Here is a 19,352-nt window from a genome sequence, read left to right on the forward strand (position 1 = left end):
CCATGAGCGACCTGAATAAAATCCCCGTCACCGTTATCACCGGCTTCCTTGGTGCGGGCAAAACCACCCTGATCCGCCACCTGATGCAGAATCCGCAGGGCAAGCGTCTGGCCGTCGTGGTCAATGAGTTTGGCACCGCTGGTGTGGACGGCGAAATCCTCAAATCCTGCGCCGATGACAACTGCCCGGCAGAGAACATCATGGAACTGGCCAATGGCTGCATCTGCTGCACTGTGGCCGATGATTTCATCCCGACCATCGAACAGCTGATGAACCTGCCGGAAAAACCCGACCACATCGTGATCGAGACCTCTGGTCTGGCGCTGCCGAAACCGCTGCTGAAGGCGTTTGACTGGCCCGCGATCCGGTCGCGCATCACCGTGGATGGCGTGGTAGCGCTGGCCGACGCCGAAGCGGTCGCCAAGGGTCAGTTCGCCACCGATCTGGATGCGGTGCAGGCCCAGCGCGAGGCCGATGAAGGCATCGACCACGAAACCCCGCTGTCGGAACTGTTCAAGGATCAGATCTCCTGCGCCGATATCATCCTGTTGTCCAAGGCCGATCTGGCCGGTGAGGAGGGTCTGGACAAGGCCCGCAGCATGATCGAGGCGGAAGCGCCGCGCAAATTGCCGATCCTGTCGATGTCCGAAGGCGTGATCGACCCGCGCGTCATTCTGGGGCTTGAGGCCGCCGCCGAAGATGATCTGGACGCGCGCCCCTCGCATCACGAACACCACCATCATCACGACGATGATCACGACCACCATCATGATCACGACCACAGCCATGACGATTTTGATACAATCGTGGTCGAAATGGGCGAAGTCTCCGATCCGCAACTGTTGCAGGATGCCATCGTGAAACTCGCCCGCGAGCGCAATATCCTGCGCGTCAAAGGCTATGTTGCGGTGGAAGGAAAACCGATGCGGATGCTCGTTCAGGCCGTGGGTGAACGCCTGCGCGCGCAATATGACCAGCCCTGGGGCGCACAGGCGCGCAAGACCGTTCTCGTGGTCATCGCCGAGCATGACAATATCGACGCCGAGGCCATCCGCGCCGAGCTGGGGGCCTGAAACGGATGCCTGCGAAGCGCCAGATTTTCGACGGTCTCGCCCACCCGGCCGGGCCGGGCGCGTGCAGGTTCGCCGTTTCCATATACCTCTTCAGGCAAGGAGCCTGACCCATGCATGTCGTCTTCCGCGAAAGCCACGGCCTCGACGAGAGTGATACACCACAGGATCTGGGGCAGACGCCTGCGGATCTTGTGGTGCTGTCCTTCTCCGACAGCGATCTCGGGGCCTTCGCGGCGGGCTGGCATCGCGGCAAGGACCGGCTGCCCTCACTGCGACTCGCCAATCTGGTGGCGTTGAAACACCCGCTCTCGGTGGACGTCTATGCCGAGCAGACACTGGAGGGCGCCAAGGGCGTCCTTGTGCGTCTTATCGGCGGCGAAAGCTATTGGTCCTACGGGCTTGCCACGTTGCAGGACATGGCCCGCCGCAAGGGCATCGCGCTGGCGATCCTGCCCGCTGACGGACGCGAAGATCCGCGTCTGGATGAGCTGTCGACCCTGCCGGTTTCAACCCTGCGCCGTCTGCAACATCTCTGCGATAGCGGCGGGGCCGTGGCCGCGCAGGCCGCACTGGCGCAACTGTCGCTGGCGGCGGGGCTCTATGCCGGTCCGGTGACGGGGCTGAAATCCGTGCCGCAATATGGCTGTTACGACCCGGATCGCGGCGTCTTGGCAGAGCTGCCAGAACAGGACAAACCGCTGGTTCTGGTCAGTTTTTACCGCTCCTATCTGACCGCCGCCGACACCGGGCCTGTCGATGCGCTGATCGGCGAGCTGCGCGGACGGGGCTATGCCGCCTATGGCGTCTTTGCCGCCAGCCTGAAGGCGCCGGAAGCTGCCGACTGGCTGCGCAGCGCCCTGCCCGATCTGGCCCCGGCTGCGATCATCAACGCCACGGCATTTTCCGCGCAGGGCAGCGACGGCAGCACCTCGCCGCTGTCCACCACCGGCTGCCCGGTGTTTCAGGTGGCCCTGTCGACCGCGCGGCGCAAGGACTGGGCCGAGGCCGACCGGGGTCTGTCACCAGCCGATCTGGCCATGCATGTGGTGCTGCCCGAGGTGGATGGCCGCATTTTCGCAGGGCTGGTCAGTTTCAAGGCGCCGGGCAAGAAAGACCCGGACCTGCAATATTCCCGCTTTGCCCATCGCGCCGACATGGACCGGGTAAAGGCCGCGGTGGACCGGATCGAAGGCTGGCTGCGGCTGGCGCAACTGCCCAATCATGACAAACGTCTGGCGCTGGTGCTGTCGACCTATCCGGGGCGCGATCACAATCTGGCCCATGCGGTGGGACTGGATGCGCTCGCCTCCTGCGATGAAATCCTGCGCGAGCTATGGGATCAGGGCTATGTGGTCGAACCGCTGGAAAGCACCGGCCTGCGCCTGATGGACGAAACGCTGAGCCTGCCGTTGCAGGACTACAGAACCGCCCTTGCAACCCTGCCGCAGGATCTACAGGACACCCTGGCTGCGGCTTGGGGCCAGCCGGAGGAAGACCCAGATTGCCGCGATGGGGCGTTTCATTTCAAAGCGTTGCGAGCAGGCAAGGCGCTGATCGCGCTGCAACCGGAGCGCGGCGAAGTGAAAACCCGCGTCGACGACTACCACGACCTCGACCGTACCCCGCGCCATGCCTATGTGGCGTTTTACATGTGGCTGCGGGCGCAGGCCGATGCCCTTGTGCACATCGGCGCCCATGGCACGCTGGAATGGCTGCCGGGCAAATCCGTCGCGCTTTCGGCTGCCTGCTGGCCCGAGGTGCTGACCGGCCCGTTGCCGGTTGCCTATCCCTTTATCGTCAATGATCCGGGCGAGGCCGCACAGGCCAAGCGCCGCATTGGCGCGGTTACACTTGGCCATCTGCCACCGCCACTGGCCCAGACCAATCTGCCGGACGGCATGGCGCGGCTGGAAAGCCTGCTGGATGAATATTCCACCGCCGACGGTCTGGACCCCGCCCGCCGCGACCGGCTGATCGACAGCATCCGAACCGAGGCGCAAGGAACAGGCGTGGAGGCTGATCTTGGCCTCACCTCAAACAGCTGCGCCGCCGAAGCGATCACCCGCATCGATGCCTTTGTCTGCGACATCAAGGAAAGCCAATATGGCGAGGGGTTGCACATCTTTGGCACCGGTCAATGTGGCGCCGAGGAACGCGCCGGTCTGATTGCAGCGCTGAACGGGCATATGGTGCCCCCCGGCCCGTCCGGTTCGCCGTATCGGGGTCGGGCGGATGTGATCCCGACCGGGCGCAACCTCTTTACCACGGATCCCCGCGCGGTGCCGTCGCGGGCGGCGCAGGCGCAAGGGGTCAAGCTGGCGGAAGAGCTGCTGCGCCGCCACCTTCAGGACCACGGTGACTGGCCCAAGGGCTTGGTGATTGATCTCTGGGGCTCTGCCACCATGCGCACCGCAGGCGAGGAATTTGCCATGGCGCTGCATCTTGCCGGGTTGGCGCCCAAATGGGACGAAGGCTCCGAGCGCGTCTCCGGTTTCGAAGTGCTGCCGCTCTCAATGCTGAACCGCCCGCGCATTGATGTCACCCTGCGGGTTTCCGGTCTGTTCCGCGATGTCTTCCCCGGCCTTGCCCAGATGTTCGAGACCGCCGCCGCCGCACTGGCGGCACGGGAAGAGAGCGCCGCAGACAATCCCTATCTGATCGAGACGCCCCGCGTCTTTGGTCCGAAACCGGGCCAGTATGGCCTGTCGATGAACCCGCATCTGGATGACTACACCGACGAGGCCCGCGCAGCAGCGGGCGAGGCCTGGCTCAATGCGTCTTCGCACGCGATTGATGCCAAGGGCGATATCAGTGAGGCACGCGCCGCGCTGGAGGCCCGGCTGCAAACCACGGATAGTTTTGTGCACCTGCAGGACCTGCCGGAAACCGACCTGCTGGTGGCGTCGGATTATGCCGCGCATGAGGCTGGATTTGCCGCCGCCATGGCGCGCATCGGCCAGGCCGCCCCTGCGCTTTACCACATGGATGCCACCCGCCCGGACAAACTGCAGGCGCGCAGCTTGGGTGAGGAGATCGCCCGCGTCACCCGTGCCCGTGCGGCCAACCCGGACTGGGCCACCTCGATGATGAACCACGGCTTTCGCGGCGCGGCGGAAATCGCGGCGACGCTGGATCACATGGCCGCCTTTGCGCATCTGGCACAGGTGGTGCAGCCGCATCTGTTTGATCTCTATTTCGAGGCCACTTTGGGCCGCGAGGATCTCGTTGAATTCATGAGCCGCGAAAACCCCGATGCGCTTCAGGCCATGCGCGACCGCTTTCGCGCGCTGTTTGACGCGGGTCTCTGGAGCACGCGGCGCAACTCCATCATGGCCGAACTGGAGGATGCGGTGTGACTGGCCAAGCCGCTTCTTCACCGCCCAAAGTCTATGGCTGGTGCCCCGGCGCGCTGCGTCCGATGATGTCGGGCGACGGGCTGGTGGTGCGGGTGCGCGCACCTTTGGGGCGGCTCACGCCTGAACAGGCGCGCGGTCTGGCCGAGCTGTCGCAGCATTATGGATCTGGCCTTGTCGATATTTCCGCCCGCGCCAACCTCCAATTGCGCGGCATCCGCGAAGACGCCCACCGCGCGCTGATCGCGGGACTGCGCGATCTGGATCTGGTGGATGAGGATGCAGGTGCCGAAGCGCGCCGCAATATCACCCTGACGCCGTTCTGGCGCGCAGGCGACGACAGCCACAAGATTGCACAGGATCTGGCCGCAGCGCTAACACAGGCCCGCGATCTGAAGTTGCCGGGTAAATTCGGTTTTGCCGTGGATTGCGGTGCTGCCCCGGTCCTGACGGACACCGCCGCCGATATCCGTATCGAACGTGGCCCCGACGGGCTAATCTTGCGTGCAGAGGGTGCAGACACGGGTCTGCCGGTCACCGCTGAAACTGCCGCAGGCGAAGCCCTCACGCTGGCCCGCTGGTTTCTCGACCAGGGCGGCGCCTCCGAGGGGCGTGGCAGAATGCACCAGTTGATTGCGCGCCGCACACCACCCGCAGTGCATGTCGCAGCCGCCCCCAGCGCAACGCAGATTGCACCACAGCAGCCGGGGGCAACCACATCAGGCCTGTTGGTGGCGCTGGAATTTGGCCAGTTGCCTGCCCGTGCGCTGGCAGCTTTAGCCGATCACGGCGCGCTGCGGCTGACTCCCTGGCGGATGCTGCTGGTGGAAGACATCAGCAGCCTGCCGCCCCTGCCCGGCCTGATCCTGGATGCAACGGATCCCCGCCTGCGGGTGAGCGCCTGCACCGGTGCACCCGGTTGCCCGCAGGCGCGCGCGGTCACGCGCGATCTGGCGCGTGATCTGGCCGCTGCGGTCCCCGTTGGTCAACACCTGCATATTTCCGGATGTGCCAAGGGTTGCGCCCACCCCCTCCCCGCCGATCTGGTTCTGACGGCGACCAACACTGACCGATTTGATCTGATCCGCAATGGCACTGCCGCGGATCACCCGCTAAACACCTCCCTGAGCGCCGATGCATTGCGCGCCGCTCCAGACCTTATGACAGAGGGCAGCTGATATGCTCCACACCTATGAGACCAACGGCGCCGCGATCTATGCCGAAAGCTTTGCCACCATCCGCCGCGAGGCCGATCTGGTGCGCTTCACCAAGGACGAGGAAGTTGTCGTCGTCCGCATGATCCACGCCGCCGGCATGGTGGGGCTGGAGGAGCATGTGCGGTTTTCCGACGGCATGGCAGAGACCGCCCGCGCAGCGCTTGCCAAGGGCGCGCCGATCCTCTGCGACGCCTATATGGTGAGCGAAGGCATCACCCGCCCGCGCCTGCCTGCGGACAATGAGGTGATCTGCACCCTGCGCGACCCGAAAGTGCCGGATATGGCCAAGGAAATGTCCAACACCCGCTCCGCTGCCGCGCTGGAACTGTGGCGCCCGAAACTGGAAGGCGCGGTTGTGGCCATCGGCAACGCCCCCACCGCGCTGTTCCATCTGCTGAATATGCTGCAAGACCCCGCGTGCCCCCGCCCCGCCGCAATCATCGGCTGCCCCGTGGGTTTTGTCGGTGCGATGGAATCCAAGGATGCGCTGATGGAGGACCTGCCGGTGCCGTCAATGATCGTCAAAGGGCGTTTGGGTGGCTCCGCTATCACCGTGGCTGCCGTCAACGCGCTGGCGAGCTGGAAAGAGTAAAAGATGACCATGTCCAAGGGTAAAGTCATCTGCGCGGGGCTCGGCCCCGGTGATCCCGATCTGATGAGCGTCCGCTCGCACCGGATGATCTCCGGCGCGCGTCACATCGCCTATTTCCGCAAGGCCGGCCGCAAGGGCCAGGCCCGCGCCATTGTCGAGGGTATGCTGGCCGAGGGCGTAACCGAACACGCGATGGAATACCCGGTGACGACCGAAATCCATTTCTCGGACCCTGAGTACAACCGGGTGCTGGCGGCGTTCTATGACCAGTGGGCCGACACATTGGCCGAGATTGCACAGACCGAAGACGTGGTGGTGCTCTGTGAGGGCGATCCGTTCCTCTATGGCTCCTACATGCATCTTTATACCCGCCTGCAGGGCCGTGCCGCGCAGGAAATCATTCCCGGCATCACCGGCATGTCCGGCTGCTGGACCGCCTCCGGCCAGCCGATCACCTGGGGGGACGATGTGCTGACGGTGGCGATGGCCACTCTCAGCGAGGATGAATTGGCCAAGCGCGCGGCGGAAACCGACGCGCTAGTGGTGATGAAGATCGGCCGCAACCTGCCCAAACTGCGCCGCGCGCTGGAACGCGCGGGCCGCGCCGAAGACGCCTGGCTGGTTGAACGCGGCACCATGCCCGGCCAGACCGTGCAGAAGCTGTCGGAGATCGACGGCGAGGTGCCTTATTTCTCCATCGTATTGGTTCACGGACAGGGGCGCCGGCCATGAAACTATCGCAAAACGGTTGGGTAGTGATTGCGGGGCTTGGCCCCGGCAATGAGGCGCTGGTGACGCAGGAAGTGCGTGACGTCATTGATGAGGCCACGGATATCGTCGGCTATATCCCCTATGTGAAGCGCATCGCGCCGCGCGAGGGGCTGACCCTGCACGCCACTGACAACCGGGTCGAAGTGGACCGCGCCACCCATGCGTTGGAAATGGCCGCTGAGGGCAAGCGCGTTGTTGTGGTGTCCTCTGGTGATCCCGGTGTGTTCGCCATGGCCTCTGCCGTGTTCGAAGCGCTTGAAAACAATGCAGAAAGCCGCCCCGAATGGCTGGATCTGGAGATCAAGGTGCTGCCCGGCATCACCGCAATGCTGGCCGCCGCGGCCGCCATCGGGGCGCCCTTGGGGCATGATTTTGCGGCCATCAACCTTAGCGATAATCTGAAGCCCTGGAGCCTGATTGAGAAGCGCCTGCAGCTGGTCGGCGAGGCCGGTCTGGCGATGGCGTTTTACAATCCGCGCTCGAAGTCGCGGCCGCATCAGTTTGCCCGCGCGCTGGAGATCCTGCGCGAGGCCTGCGGCGCGGAGACGCTGATCACATTTGCCCGCGACGTGACCAAGCCGGGGCAGGAACTGCTGACCGTGCCGCTGAAGGACGCGAAGCCCGAGATGGCCGATATGCGCACCGTAGTGATTGTCGGCAACCGCGACACCCGCCGGATTGGCAGCTACGTCTACACCCCCCGTTACGCGGCTGAGGGTTAAGCGGCGGAATGCGAAAGCCAGGCCATCACCTCTGCGACGCTGCCCTTGATGGGCCGCGCAGGCACGTCCGGTCTGCCGATCATGATGACGGGCAGGCCGAGGGTGCGCGCAGCGGTGAGTTTGGCCGCAGCCCCTGCGCCGCCTGCGTTCTTGGCCACCACATGGGTAATGCCGTGGCGCTGCATCAGGGCAGTGTCGCCCGCCACATCAAACGGCCCGCGGGCAATCTCAACCGTGGTGTGCGGCAGCGGCAGATTGGCCTCCGGCGCATCCACCAGCCGCAGCAGGTAGTGATGCTGGGGTTTCACTGCGAACTGGGTCAGGTTCTGCTTGCCGATGGCCAGAAACACCCGTGCCGCGGCGTCGGGCAAAGCGTTGACGGCTTCATCAATAGTCCCGGCGTGAACCCAAGCGTCGCCCTCCCCCGCTTGCCAGGCCGGGCGTTCGAAGGCGCAAAGCTTCACATCCGTCGCTTCGCAGGCGTGAACCGCATTGGTGCTCATCTGCGCGGCAAACGGGTGGGTGGCGTCGACCACATGGGTGATGCTTTCGGCCTTCAGATATTCCGAAAGCCTCTCCACGCCGCCGAAGCCGCCGACACGGGTGGGCAGCGGCTGGCTGACGGGCTTGGCTGTGCGGCCCGCGTAGGAAAACACCGCATCCGCGCCAGTTTCCGCAAGGGTTTTGGCCAATTGCGAGGCCTCGGTGGTACCGCCCAGAAGAAGGATGCGTGTCATGTCTAACCCGTGGCTCACAATCATTGGTCTGGGCGAAAATGGACTGGAAGGCTTGGGCGATGCAAGCCGGAAGGCGCTTGCGGAAGCCGAAGTGATCATAGGCGGCCCCCGGCATCTGGAATTGGCTGGCGCTGGCGGCAAAGGCCAGCCCTGGCCGGTGCCGTTTTCCATCGAACCAGTGCTGGCGGCGCGGGGGCGGCGCGTTGTTGTTCTGGCCTCGGGCGATCCGTTCTGGCATGGCGCTGGTGGCTCGCTGATGCGGGATCTGGAGGCGGGTGAGTGGGTGTCGCACCCCTCGCCATCGTGTTTTGCACTGGCGGCCAACCGGTTGGGCTGGAAGCTGGAAGAAGTGCTGTGCCTGGGACTGCATGCGGCGCCTTACGCGCGGCTGCTGCCGCTGCTGGGCCGGGGCGTTCGGGTGATCTGCACCCTGCGGGACGGGGCGGCGCCTGCGGAATTGGCGGCCTGGCTGGCTGCGAATGGCCAGCCGGGTGCGCGGCTGCATGTGATGGAGCGGCTTGGCGGCCCCAAGGAAAGGCTGTTCCATGCCACTGCCGAAGCTTGGGATCTGCCGCCGGGGGCAGCTCCGGTCCTTATGACCATCGAGGCCATGCGGCCCGGGCTGCCGCAGGCTTCGGGGCTGGCGGATAGTCTTTTTGCCAGTGACGGGCAGATCACCAAGCGGCCGATCCGGGCGCTGACGCTATCGACACTGGCCCCGCGTGCGGGTGAGCTGCTGTGGGACATCGGCGGCGGGTCCGGCTCGGTTTCGGTGGAATGGTGTCTGGCGGCGCGGGGTGCGCGGGCGATCACCTTTGAGCCGCGTGAGAGCCGGTTGGAGAATATCCGCGCCAATGCGGCGGGGTTTGGACTGGATCACCGGATGCAAGCCGTGCTGGGCAAGGCGCCGGATGTGCTGGATGGCCATCTCCTGCCCGATTGCGTTTTCATCGGTGGCGGCGGCTCGCAAGAGATGCTGGATCATTTGTGGGAGATCCTGCCGGAAGGAACCCGGCTTGTTGCAAATGGCGTCACGCTTGAGACGGAAACACTGCTGATGCAGGCCCATGCTGCGCGCGGCGGGCATCTGCTGAAGGCTGAGATCGCCGAGGCCGGCCCCTTGGGAACCATGCGCGACTGGCAGCGGGCGCGGCCCGTTATTCAGTGGAGCGTCACCCGATGAAAGTGGCGGGGATCGGTTTTCGCGAGGCTGCAACGGCAGCGGATTTGCAGGCCGCGCTGGCGCTGACTGGTGAGCATGTGGATGCCGTCGCCTCCATTGCAGAGAAGGCCCATGCCCCAGCCATGCAGGAGTTTGCACGCAGCATCGGCCTCCCGGTGATTGTATTGCAGGAAGCAGATATTGCCGGGGAGCAGACGCTGACCTGCTCGCCCCGGATCAAGGCGCGGTTCGGCACCGGGTCGCTGGCGGAAGCCGCGGCGCTGGCCGGGGCGCGCCATGGGGTGCCGGGCGCCAAATCGCGCCTTCTCGCCCCCAGAGTTGTCACCGCGGATGGGCTTGCCACCGCGGCCATAGCAGAGAGACTTGAGCCATGACCGTTCACTTCATTGGCGCCGGACCGGGCGCTGCCGACCTTCTTACCTTACGCGGGCGCGATATCCTCGCGGCCTGCCCGGTGTGCCTATATGCGGGTTCGCTGGTGCCGGAGGAAATCCTGAGCCACTGCCCAAAGGACGCCAAGGTAGTAAACACGGCGGCGATGGATCTGGACGCCATCGTGGGTGAAATCAAGGCCGCCCATGAAGCAGGTCAGGACGTGGCGCGGCTGCATTCCGGCGATCTGTCGGTGTGGTCCGCGATGGGCGAGCAGCTGCGCCGACTGAAGGCCGAGGGCATTCCGGTCAGCGTTACCCCCGGCGTGCCGTCCTTTGCCGCCGCTGCTGCTGCGCTGGGAACCGAGCTGACCCTACCGGGTCTGGGCCAGTCAGTGGTGCTGACACGAACACCGGGGCGGGCGTCTTCGATGCCTGCAGGCGAGTCGCTGGAGAATTTCGCCCGCACCGGCACCACGCTGGCGATCCACCTGTCGATCGGCAATCTGGATCATGTGGTGGAGAGCCTGACGCCGCATTACGGGGCTGATTGCCCGGTGGCGGTGGTCTACCGCGCCAGCTGGCCGGATCAGCAGATCATCCGCGCCACTTTGGACACCCTGAAGGCATCGCTGGACGAGAAGATTTCACGCACCGCGCTGGTTCTGGTAGGGCCGGTACTGAAGGGCGAAGGTTTTGACGAAAGCTGCCTTTACTCCACAGAATACGACCGCCGCTACCGGCCGCAAAGTGCTGAAAGCCCGTGGTCGAGCTGGAGCCACGGGGATGATTGATAGAATGGCTGATCCAATGACAGATATGAACCCTCCCGGCCTGATGATCTCAGCACCGTCTTCGGGTACCGGCAAGACCACGGTGATGCTGGGCCTGTTGCGGGCGCTGGCAGAGGACGGGCTGGTGGTGCAACCCTACAAAAGTGGGCCGGACTACATCGACCCGGCCTTCCACCTTGCGGCGGCGGGCAGGCCCAGTTTCAACCTCGACACTTGGGCCATGGATGCAGGCCTGCTGGATGCGGTCACGGGTCAGGCGGCGGGTGCGGAAATCTGCATCGGTGAAGGCTCCATGGGGCTTTATGACGGTGTTGCCACGCGCGGGCAGTCGGGTTTTGGCTCCTCTGCCGAGACCGCCAAGCGCATGGGCTGGCCGGTGGTGCTGGTGGTCGATGTGGGCGGTCAGGCGCAATCCGCTGCCGCCACGGCGCTTGGGTTCAAGAACTATGACACCGATGTGCCCTTTGCCGGGGTCATTCTGAACCGGGTGGCAAGCCCGCGCCATGAACGGCTGACGCGATTGGGCATGGAGAAGGCCGGGATCAAGGTGCTGGGTTCCCTGCCCCGACGCGGCGATCTGGCGCTGCCGGAGCGGCATCTGGGCCTCATTCAGGCGGTGGAGCATCCGGATCTGGAAGCGGCGATTGCAGGCTATGCGGCGTTCCTGCGCGAGAATGTCGATCTGGAGGCGATCAAGTCGGCGGCCCTCGCAGGTGCTGCTCCGGCGGCGGCAAAACTGCCTCTGCCTCCGGCGCAGCGAATTGCGCTGGCGCGGGATGCGGCGTTTTCCTTTACTTACCCGCATCTGCTGACCGGCTGGCGCGCGGCGGGGGCAGAGATCCTGCCGTTCTCGCCGCTGGCGGATGAAGCACCTGCGGCGGACGCCGATCTGGTCTGGCTGCCTGGCGGCTATCCGGAACTGCATGGTGGCACACTGGCGGCGGCAGAGACATTCCGCGCAGGGCTGCGCAAACACGCCGAGACCAAGCCGGTACATGGCGAATGCGGTGGTTACATGGCCCTCGGCGAGGCGCTGATCGACAAGGAAGGCAACCGGCACCAGATGGCCGGCCTTCTGGGTCTTGTGACCTCCTACGAGAAGCGCAAATTCCACCTTGGCTATCGCCGGGCTGTGCTACAGGCCGGAATGCCAGGCTTTGCAGCGGGCACGGCACTGCGGGGGCACGAATTCCACTATTCGACCATTCTGGACGAACCCGATGCGCCGCTGGCCAATGTCATGGATGCGGACGGCAACCCGGTGCCGGAAACCGGATCGATCAAAGGCCATGTCACCGGCACCTTCTTCCATCTGATTACCGGAGAGCAGGCATGAGCGGCTTTGTCAGCTTTGTGTCCTCCGGTCCCGGTGATCCGGAACTGCTGACCGTCAAGGCCGTCAAACGGCTGGAAGCGGCGGATGCGGTGCTGTTTGACGATCTGTCCTCAGGGCCGATCCTGACCCATGCCCGCGCGGATGCGGATCTGGTGGGTGTCGGCAAACGGGCCGGCCGCCCCTCGCCCAAGCAAGACCATGTAAGCCAGTTGCTGGTCGATTACGCCAATAGCGGGCTGCATGTTGTGCGGCTGAAATCCGGCGATTCCGGTGTCTTTGGCCGGTTGGAGGAAGAGATCACCGCGCTGCGGCAGGCCGGGATCGGGTTTGAGATCGTGCCCGGTGTCACAGCGGCCTCGGCAGCGGCGGCGGCGGCGAATATCCCGCTGACCCGACGGCTGACCGCGCGGCGGCTGCAGTTCATCACCGGTCACGACGTCACTGGCGGGCTGCCCGATCAGCTGAACCTCGCCGCACTGGCGGACCCGGATGCAACCACCGTGGTCTATATGGGCAAGCGGACCTTTGCCTCACTGGCGGAAAAGCTGCTGGAGGCAGGATTGCCACCTCAAACCCATGCGCTGATTGCACTGGGGGTTTCTACACCGGAGCAATCCTTGCATTGCCATACAGTCGGCGAGCTGCCGGAGGTGCTGCGTGCGATGGAGACCACGGCACCGGTGCTGATCCTCTACGGCCCGCTTGCCGATCAGCCTGCGGATCCCGCCCATGCCGGGGTCAGCGCAAAGGACGACGGCTAACCAGCCGGTCACCGCGCGGCCCCTGCGCCCGGACCAGAGGTCATCCCGCTCTGAGAGGCCACATCCTGCCCGTGTTTCGCGGGTGGGATATTTCTATTTTTCCGTGTTCATGGCAGCTGACCCAAGGGCGCGTCGCAATCGCCTTCTGCGGGGCCGGATTCAAACTTGACCGAGTCGGGGCGCAGGGGCCACATAGGCGGCATATGGTGTTCCAACGGCGCGAAGCGTCAGGACTGAAACGGGAATGAGGAACGGTGGACCCAATTGCGGCACCGAAGCCTCAACCGCCCCCGCGACTGTGAGCGGCGAGCAGCTTTCCAACACCCACTGGCCAACTGGCTGGGAAGGGGGAAAGCAAGCAGCGACCCGCGAGTCAGGAGACCGGCCATGCAACAACAACATCCCGTCGGGTGAGACGGAGAGGAGACAGTTATGCATATCGAACCAGGCATCGTTGATGCCACCAAAATCGGCTTGTCCTATGCCACGGCAGCCGGTGCTGCGACCTATGCCGCCAAGGAAACCTTTGCGGATCTGAAAAAGACCAATATCGCCTCCTACGCGCTGCGCGCCCTGGTCGCGACTGTTGGCGTGTTCCTGTTCTTTGAGGTGCTGCCGCATTTCCCCGTTGGCGTGTCCGAGGTGCATTTCATTCTCGGCTCGACCCTGTTTCTGATCCTTGGGTCCGCGCCTGCGGCCTTTGGTCTGGCCGTGGGTCTGCTGATTCAGGGTGTGTTCTTTGCGCCGTTTGATCTGCCGATGTATTTCATCAACCTGACCACGCTCCTGGTGCCGCTGTTTGCGCTGCAAGCGCTGGCCAGCCGTATCATCGCCCCGGGCACCGCCTATATCGATCTGAAATACAGTCAGGCGCTGGCGCTGAGCACCGCCTATCAGGGCGGCGTGGTGGCCTGGGTGGCGTTCTGGGCCTTCTACGGTCAGGGGTTTGGCGGCGAGACCGTGACCTCCGTGCTGACCTTTGGCGGTGCCTATATGCTGGTGATCCTGATTGAGCCAATTGCCGATCTGGCGGTTCTGGCTGGTGCCAAGGCGATGCGTGGCCTCAACGGCAGCGCGCTGGTGACACCACGCCTTTACAACAACGCCTGATCCTTGGCACATGAATGAACCGGCACGGCCCCGCCTTCGGGGCCGTGTTTTGTCTGAAAGGCCCCGCGATGATTGACCTCACCCTGATCGGTATCGGTACCGGCAACCCACAGCATCTGACCCTGCAGGCCGTTGAGGCACTGAACGCGCAGGATCTGATCCTGATCCCCAACAAAGGGGCCGGTAAGGACGATCTGGCAGGGCTGCGTCAAGCAATCTGCGCCGAGGCGATCCGGGATCACGGCCAGACCGATGAAGCCCCCCGTATCGTGGAATTCGACCTGCCGGTGCGGGATGAGGCGACACAGGATTACCGCCAGCGGGTGGATGACTGGCATGACGCCATCGCCGAAATCTGGTGGCAGACCATCACCGCCCATCTGCCCGAGGGCGGCGCGGTTGGGTTTCTGGTCTGGGGGGATCCCTCGCTCTATGACAGTACGATGCGGATTGCGGACCGGCTGAAAACACGGGCCGAGATTGCCCTGCGCGTCATTCCCGGCATCACCTCCATTCAGGCGCTGACGGCGGCGCATGCGATCCCGATCAATACCATCAACGGCCCCTTCACCATCACCACCGGGCGGCAGCTGCGCGATGCGGGCTGGCCAGCCAGTGCTGACACCGTGGTTGTGATGCTGGACGGGGCCTGTTCGTTCCAGTCGCTTGAGGCTGATGGCGTTGAAATCTGGTGGACGGCCTATGCCGGGATGGAAAACGAGATTTCGATTTCGGGTCCGCTGGCCGTGGTGGCGGATCGTATCATTGAGACCCGCGCCAAAGCCCGCGCCGATCATGGCTGGATCATGGATATCTATCTGCTGCGGCGCGGCTGACAACAACTGCGCTGATGTCCGGTCTCGCGCTCGGCGATGCCTGTGGCCATGCGCTTGAGCTTAGGGCGGCTGGAGTGGCGGGGAGACAGGGATTCGAACCCTGGGAACGCTCTCACGTTCAACGGTTTTCAAGACCGCCGCATTCGACCACTCTGCCACCTCCCCGGTCGGCGCCGGGTTTAGGCGCTGGCTGCCCGTCTGGCAAGAGGGAATTGCACCCCATTCCGTTTCACAGTGCCCATCGCCCGTCTTTGATGCCATGCGCCGCGTGCTGAACACGACGGGCTGCCACGCGGATCCGCGATATCCGAAAACTTGCCGAGCGGGCGGTGGCAGGGTTTCCTTGCGTTGGCGTGGCGGCTATGCTGCGCCCATCATAAGGGCGCCGGAACAACCGGCACAGAAACAGCTGACGCCGGACCAATCGGCACGGAGCGCAGGACAGCGCGCATAAGAAGGCGCAGAGCGCCGTCAGATACGGGCAAGGAAGCACACATGGTTCACGCTATGTCGACAGGGAAACACAGCGCCAGAGGCCAGGAGTCATCGCGCCGGGGCCTACGGCTTGCGGCGGCACTGACCGGGCTGATGGTCCTCGGCGCCTGCGAAGAGGGCCCGGGATTGGCCTTCCTCAAACCGAAAGCACAGGAGGACGGGGCCGTTACACCCTCCAGCAGCACCCGTCTGGTGGAACGCGAGGTGGAGGCACCGGAGGTGTTCCAGGTGACCGAAGCAGGTCTGTGGGATGGTCGTCCCTCGCTGGGCGGGGTCTGGGTAGCGCATCCCGATGCCGAGGATCCCGAACAGGTGATCATTCGCAATCAGGCCAATGGCAAATTCGTGATCGGTGCGCTGTTCCGGCGCGAGCGGGAAATTCCCGGTCCCCGGCTGCAGGTGTCCTCCGATGCGTCCGAGGCTCTGGGCATGTTGGCGGGTGCGCCGGTTGAACTGAATGTGACTGCGCTGCGCAGTGAAAAGGTCGCCGACCCGGAGCAGGCAGCGGAGGTGATCCTTGAGGATGCGGATGTCGCGCTTGCCGATGGCGGTGATATCGACACGCAGCCGCTCGACCCGATCGCCGGCGCTGCGGCGGCCATTGACGCGGCGGTCCCGACCGCAACGGCCCCCACGCAGACAGCCGCACCCGCGGTGACCACCGCGGCAACCAAGGCAGCGGCAGCCAGCTCCTCGCTGAGCAAACCCTATATCCAGATCGGCATCTTCAGCGTTGAGGCCAATGCCAAACGTACCGCCGATCAGATGCGCAATGCCGGGCTTCTGCCCTCAGTCCTGTCCCAGTCCAGCAACGGCAAACCGTTCTGGCGGGTGCTGGTCGGGCCGGCCCAATCGAAATCCGAACGCAGCCAGCTGCTGAAGAGCGTCAAGTCCATCGGCTTCTCTGATGCCTATGCGGTCACCAATTGACCTCGCTTGTGCGGCTCTGCCTGACGTGACCAACCGGAAAGACGCTCCTGTTATGACCTTTCTCCCCTCTCCGCTTCGCACTGCTTTGAAACTGACCTGTGCGGCTGGCCTGTTGGTCAGCCTTTCGGCGCTGTCGGCTGCGGCCTTTGATACCCGCGCCCGTGCCGCCTATGTGCTGGATCAGGAAACGGATACCGTGCTGCTGGCCAAGAACGCCGATCTGGCGCTGCCGCCTGCGTCGATGTCGAAACTGATGACGCTTTATGTGGCGTTTGAGGCGATCCGAGATGGCCGCCTGACGCTGGATGAACGGCTGCCGGTCAGTGAACACGCGATGAGCTACAAGGGCTCGACCATGTTCCTCAACACCCAGGACCGGGTCCGGGTGGAGGATCTGCTGCGCGGGATTATCGTGCTGTCGGGCAATGATGCCTGTGTGGTGCTGGCCGAAGCGCTGAGCCCGGATGGCACCGAGGCGGGGTTTGCCCGCTACATGACCAAACGAGCGCAGGAAATGGGGATGGAGAACTCCACCTTTGCCAATTCCAACGGCTGGCCCGCCGCCGGGCACCGTATGTCGGTGGAGGATCTGGCGATCCTTGCGGAGAAGCTGATCGAAGATTTCCCGCAGTATTACCCGCTGTTTGCCGAACGGGAGTTTGAATTTGATGGCCGCGCGCCCTCCAATGTGCGCAACCGCAACCCGCTGCTGGGTCTGGGCATCGGCGCGGACGGTCTGAAAACGGGGCACACATCCGAGGCGGGGTATGGTCTGGTGGGATCTGCCGCACAGGGTGACCGACGGGTGATTTTTGTGATCACCGGTCTGGACAGCACCACCGCCCGCGCAGAGGAGGCCGAGGCCATTGTTAACTGGTCGTTTCGCCAATTTGCCAAAAAAACGGTGGCTAAAGCGGGTGTTCCGGTCGCAGAAGCCGAGGTCTGGCGCGGGGCAGAGGCAACCGTAGGGCTGGTGCCTGCTGAGGATCTGAACGTGTTGTTGCCCGCGCTTGCCGGTCGCGAAATCACCGGTGAGGTGGTCTATACCGGGCCAATTGATGCGCCCATTGAGAAGGGCCAGAAACTGGCCGAACTGGTGCTGCAACCGGATGAGCTGCCGGAGGTGCGCCTGCCGCTGGTGGCGGAAAAGGACATTCCGACCGGCGGCTTTCCAGTGCGGGTGAAAACCGCAGCGCAGGTGCTGGTGAAACGTTTCATCAGCGGGCCTGAGGCCAGCCAGTGACACCGGCCAAGACCGGCGCCACAGCCGATGGCGCAGCCCCCTATCCTGGCCTGTTTGTCACCTTTGAAGGCATCGACGGCTCCGGCAAATCGACGCAATGTCGGCTGCTGGCCGAAGCGCTGCAGGCGCAGGGGATTGAGGTTGTCCTGACCCGTGAGCCGGGCGGATCAGATGGCGCGGAGGAGATCCGCCGTCTGGTGCTGGAGGGCGACCCGGACCGCTGGTCGGCGGAGACCGAGCTGCTGTTGTTCACGGCGGCACGACGCGATCATATGGAACGGCGCATCCTGCCTGCGCTGGCGGCGGGCAAGGTGGTGGTCTGTGACCGCTTTGCCGATAGCACCCGAATGTATCAGGGGCTATCGCGCGGGGACCTGCGCGCCAGCGTCGATCAGCTGCATGCCCTGATGATTGGCCATGAACCGGACCTGACCATCCTGATCGACATGGACCCGTCCAAGGGGCTGGCACGGGCCAAGGGCCGTCAGGGCAGCGAAGAGCGGTTCGAGGATTTCGGTCTGGATCTGCAACAGCGGATGCGCGCCGGGTTTCTCGCATTGGCGGAGGAATTTGCCGACCGGTTTCGCGTCATTGACGGGGACCGCCCGATTGAGCTGGTGGCGCAGGATGTGCTGGGGGTTGTCACCACCTCCCTACCTGCTTCCGATGGAGACGTCGGCGCATGAGCAAGGATGACGCCCCTCTGCGCGCAGATCAGACAGCCGGCGCGCCCCATCCGCGCGAAACGCTGCACCTGTTTGGGCAAGCGCAGGCAGAGCAGGATTTCCTGACCGCCTTCAACTCTGACCGTTTGCACCATGGCTGGCTGCTGACTGGCCCGCAGGGCGTGGGCAAGGCAACGCTGGCCTGGCGCATTGCGGCGTTTCTTCTGTCGCAGCCGCCTGCGGAGGATGCGGGGCTGTTCGGTGCGCCGCCGCCTGCCACCTCGCTTGATATCGGGATGGATCATCCGGTAATGCATCGCATTCAGGCGCTGGCGGAGCCGGGGCTGGCCTCCATCACCCGCAGCGTTAACGACAAAGGCAAGCTGCGCGATCAGATCGTGGTTGACGACATTCGCGCGCTGAACAAATTCTTTGGCCTGTCGGCAACTGACGGCGGACGTCGGGTGGTGATCGTTGATGCCGCGGACGAGATGAACACAAGTGCCGCCAATGCCCTGCTGAAGATGCTGGAAGAGCCGCCTGCCCGCACAACCCTGCTGCTGGTATCGCACCAGCCCTCCCGGCTGTTGCCGACGATCCGTTCGCGTTGTCGGCTGTTGCGGTTCGCGCCGCTGAGCCCTGAGGATATGCAGGCGGCGCTGACGCAGGCAGGCGCTGAGCTGCCAAAGCAAGCCGGCCATCTGGCCGCGCTGTCCAATGGTTCGGTCGGGGCGGCGCTGCGGCTGCTGAACCTCGGTGGCTTGCAGGCCTATAGCGATGTGGTGCGGCTGCTGGACAGCCTGCCCCGGCTGGATCGGCAGCGCGCGATGGCATTGGCGGAACAGGCCGCAGCGCGAGGAGGTGCCGATAAATTTGAGCTGCTGCTCACCCTGATTGATACGGCGCTGGCGCGGCTGGCACGCACCGGGGCCACCGGAATGCCGCCGCAGCCCGAAGCTGCTCCGCAGGAGGCAGCGGTGCTGTCACGGCTTTCACCGACGCCGCAAAAGGCGCGTGCCTGGGCGGATCTGGCAGCGCAGGTGACAGCCCGGATGCGCCACGGTCAGGCGGTGAACCTTGACCCCGCAGCACTTGTCCTAGATACGGTTTTCAAGATGCAGGACACTGCGGCGCGCTGATCCGGGCCACCGGACCGCCCCGCA

Annotated in this window: 18 protein-coding genes, 1 tRNA gene and 1 riboswitch; of the genes, 17 read left to right on the forward strand and 2 right to left on the reverse strand. The window is 64.5% G+C overall.

The window, feature by feature from the left end; genetic code table 11:
• The first annotated feature begins 2 nt into the window (after window positions 1-2).
• From cobW to cobJ, 6 genes are all read left to right on the forward strand, one after another.
• Window positions 3-1,073, forward strand: coding sequence for a cobalamin biosynthesis protein CobW (gene cobW, locus INHI_RS0111815; RefSeq protein WP_027247760.1), 1,071 nt, complete (start codon window positions 3-5; stop codon window positions 1,071-1,073).
• A 110-nt stretch (window positions 1,074-1,183) separates the two neighbouring features.
• Entirely contained in the window at window positions 1,184-4,429 is a 3,246-nt protein-coding gene (cobN, locus tag INHI_RS0111820) for a cobaltochelatase subunit CobN (RefSeq protein ID WP_027247761.1), read from the forward strand.
• Complete coding sequence (gene cobG / locus INHI_RS0111825; protein WP_027247762.1) at window positions 4,426-5,604, forward strand: precorrin-3B synthase; 1,179 nt, start codon at window positions 4,426-4,428, stop codon at window positions 5,602-5,604. Before cobN ends, cobG begins: the two co-directional genes overlap by 4 nt.
• Window position 5,605: 1 nt before the next feature.
• The gene (locus tag INHI_RS0111830) at window positions 5,606-6,235 is read left to right on the forward strand and encodes a precorrin-8X methylmutase (protein ID WP_027247763.1); all 630 of its coding nucleotides are present in this window, start codon (window positions 5,606-5,608) and stop codon (window positions 6,233-6,235) included.
• Window positions 6,236-6,238: 3 nt separating this feature from the next.
• Window positions 6,239-6,967, forward strand: a complete 729-nt coding sequence (locus INHI_RS0111835) for a precorrin-2 C(20)-methyltransferase (protein ID WP_027247764.1) — start codon at window positions 6,239-6,241, stop codon at window positions 6,965-6,967.
• On the forward strand, window positions 6,964-7,728 hold the full coding sequence (gene cobJ / locus INHI_RS0111840) for a precorrin-3B C(17)-methyltransferase (RefSeq protein ID WP_027247765.1): 765 nt from the start codon (window positions 6,964-6,966) through the stop codon (window positions 7,726-7,728). The genes INHI_RS0111835 and cobJ overlap by 4 nt, the downstream gene beginning before the upstream one ends.
• Here the strand turns inward: cobJ and INHI_RS0111845 are convergent.
• On the reverse strand, window positions 7,725-8,465 hold the full coding sequence (locus INHI_RS0111845) for a cobalt-precorrin-6A reductase (protein WP_027247766.1): 741 nt from the start codon (window positions 8,463-8,465) through the stop codon (window positions 7,725-7,727). The genes cobJ and INHI_RS0111845 overlap by 4 nt on opposite strands.
• On the opposite strand from INHI_RS0111845, the gene INHI_RS0111850 reads away from it, so the two are divergent.
• From INHI_RS0111850 to cobF, 7 genes are all read left to right on the forward strand, one after another.
• Complete coding sequence (locus INHI_RS0111850) at window positions 8,464-9,648, forward strand: bifunctional cobalt-precorrin-7 (C(5))-methyltransferase/cobalt-precorrin-6B (C(15))-methyltransferase (protein ID WP_027247767.1); 1,185 nt, start codon at window positions 8,464-8,466, stop codon at window positions 9,646-9,648. The genes INHI_RS0111845 and INHI_RS0111850 overlap by 2 nt on opposite strands.
• Complete coding sequence (locus tag INHI_RS0111855) at window positions 9,645-10,022, forward strand: cobalamin biosynthesis protein (protein WP_027247768.1); 378 nt, start codon at window positions 9,645-9,647, stop codon at window positions 10,020-10,022. Before INHI_RS0111850 ends, INHI_RS0111855 begins: the two co-directional genes overlap by 4 nt.
• A complete protein-coding gene (gene cobM, locus INHI_RS0111860) occupies window positions 10,019-10,813 on the forward strand; it encodes a precorrin-4 C(11)-methyltransferase (protein ID WP_027247769.1) in 795 nt (264 codons plus the stop codon). The genes INHI_RS0111855 and cobM overlap by 4 nt, the downstream gene beginning before the upstream one ends.
• A gap of 16 nt (window positions 10,814-10,829) precedes the next feature.
• Window positions 10,830-12,149, forward strand: a complete 1,320-nt coding sequence (locus tag INHI_RS0111865) for a cobyrinic acid a,c-diamide synthase CobB (RefSeq protein ID WP_027247770.1) — start codon at window positions 10,830-10,832, stop codon at window positions 12,147-12,149.
• Window positions 12,146-12,910: a uroporphyrinogen-III C-methyltransferase gene (cobA, locus tag INHI_RS0111870; RefSeq protein WP_027247771.1), complete on the forward strand. Its 765-nt coding sequence runs from the start codon at window positions 12,146-12,148 to the stop codon at window positions 12,908-12,910. The genes INHI_RS0111865 and cobA overlap by 4 nt, the downstream gene beginning before the upstream one ends.
• 187 nt (window positions 12,911-13,097) lie before the next feature.
• Window positions 13,098-13,314: riboswitch (cobalamin riboswitch) on the forward strand.
• 28 nt (window positions 13,315-13,342) lie between these two features.
• Entirely contained in the window at window positions 13,343-14,020 is a 678-nt protein-coding gene (locus INHI_RS0111875) for an energy-coupling factor ABC transporter permease (protein WP_027247772.1), read from the forward strand.
• 68 nt (window positions 14,021-14,088) lie between these two features.
• Window positions 14,089-14,856 (forward strand): precorrin-6A synthase (deacetylating), encoded by a 768-nt coding sequence (cobF, locus tag INHI_RS0111880; protein ID WP_027247773.1) that lies wholly within the window; start codon window positions 14,089-14,091, stop codon window positions 14,854-14,856.
• 75 nt (window positions 14,857-14,931) lie between these two features.
• On the opposite strand, the gene INHI_RS0111885 is transcribed toward cobF, so the two are convergent.
• Window positions 14,932-15,021 (reverse strand) — tRNA-Ser (locus tag INHI_RS0111885).
• Between the two features lie 330 nt (window positions 15,022-15,351).
• On the opposite strand from INHI_RS0111885, the gene INHI_RS0111890 reads away from it, so the two are divergent.
• Genes INHI_RS0111890 through INHI_RS0111905 form a run of 4 tightly spaced genes read left to right on the forward strand, consistent with a single transcriptional unit; the run spans window position 15,352 to window position 19,328 of the window.
• Window positions 15,352-16,281, forward strand: coding sequence for an SPOR domain-containing protein (locus tag INHI_RS0111890; protein WP_027247774.1), 930 nt, complete (start codon window positions 15,352-15,354; stop codon window positions 16,279-16,281).
• A 52-nt stretch (window positions 16,282-16,333) separates the two neighbouring features.
• Window positions 16,334-17,524, forward strand: coding sequence for a D-alanyl-D-alanine carboxypeptidase family protein (locus tag INHI_RS0111895; protein ID WP_014879402.1), 1,191 nt, complete (start codon window positions 16,334-16,336; stop codon window positions 17,522-17,524).
• A complete protein-coding gene (gene tmk, locus INHI_RS0111900; protein WP_036767038.1) occupies window positions 17,521-18,210 on the forward strand; it encodes a dTMP kinase in 690 nt (229 codons plus the stop codon). The genes INHI_RS0111895 and tmk overlap by 4 nt, the downstream gene beginning before the upstream one ends.
• The gene (locus INHI_RS0111905) at window positions 18,207-19,328 is read left to right on the forward strand and encodes a DNA polymerase III subunit delta' (protein ID WP_027247776.1); all 1,122 of its coding nucleotides are present in this window, start codon (window positions 18,207-18,209) and stop codon (window positions 19,326-19,328) included. The genes tmk and INHI_RS0111905 overlap by 4 nt, the downstream gene beginning before the upstream one ends.
• The last annotated feature ends 24 nt before the right edge of the window (window positions 19,329-19,352 follow it).

Origin of the sequence: Phaeobacter inhibens DSM 16374 (genome assembly GCF_000473105.1) — a bacterium.
Lineage (GTDB): Bacteria > Pseudomonadota > Alphaproteobacteria > Rhodobacterales > Rhodobacteraceae > Phaeobacter > Phaeobacter inhibens.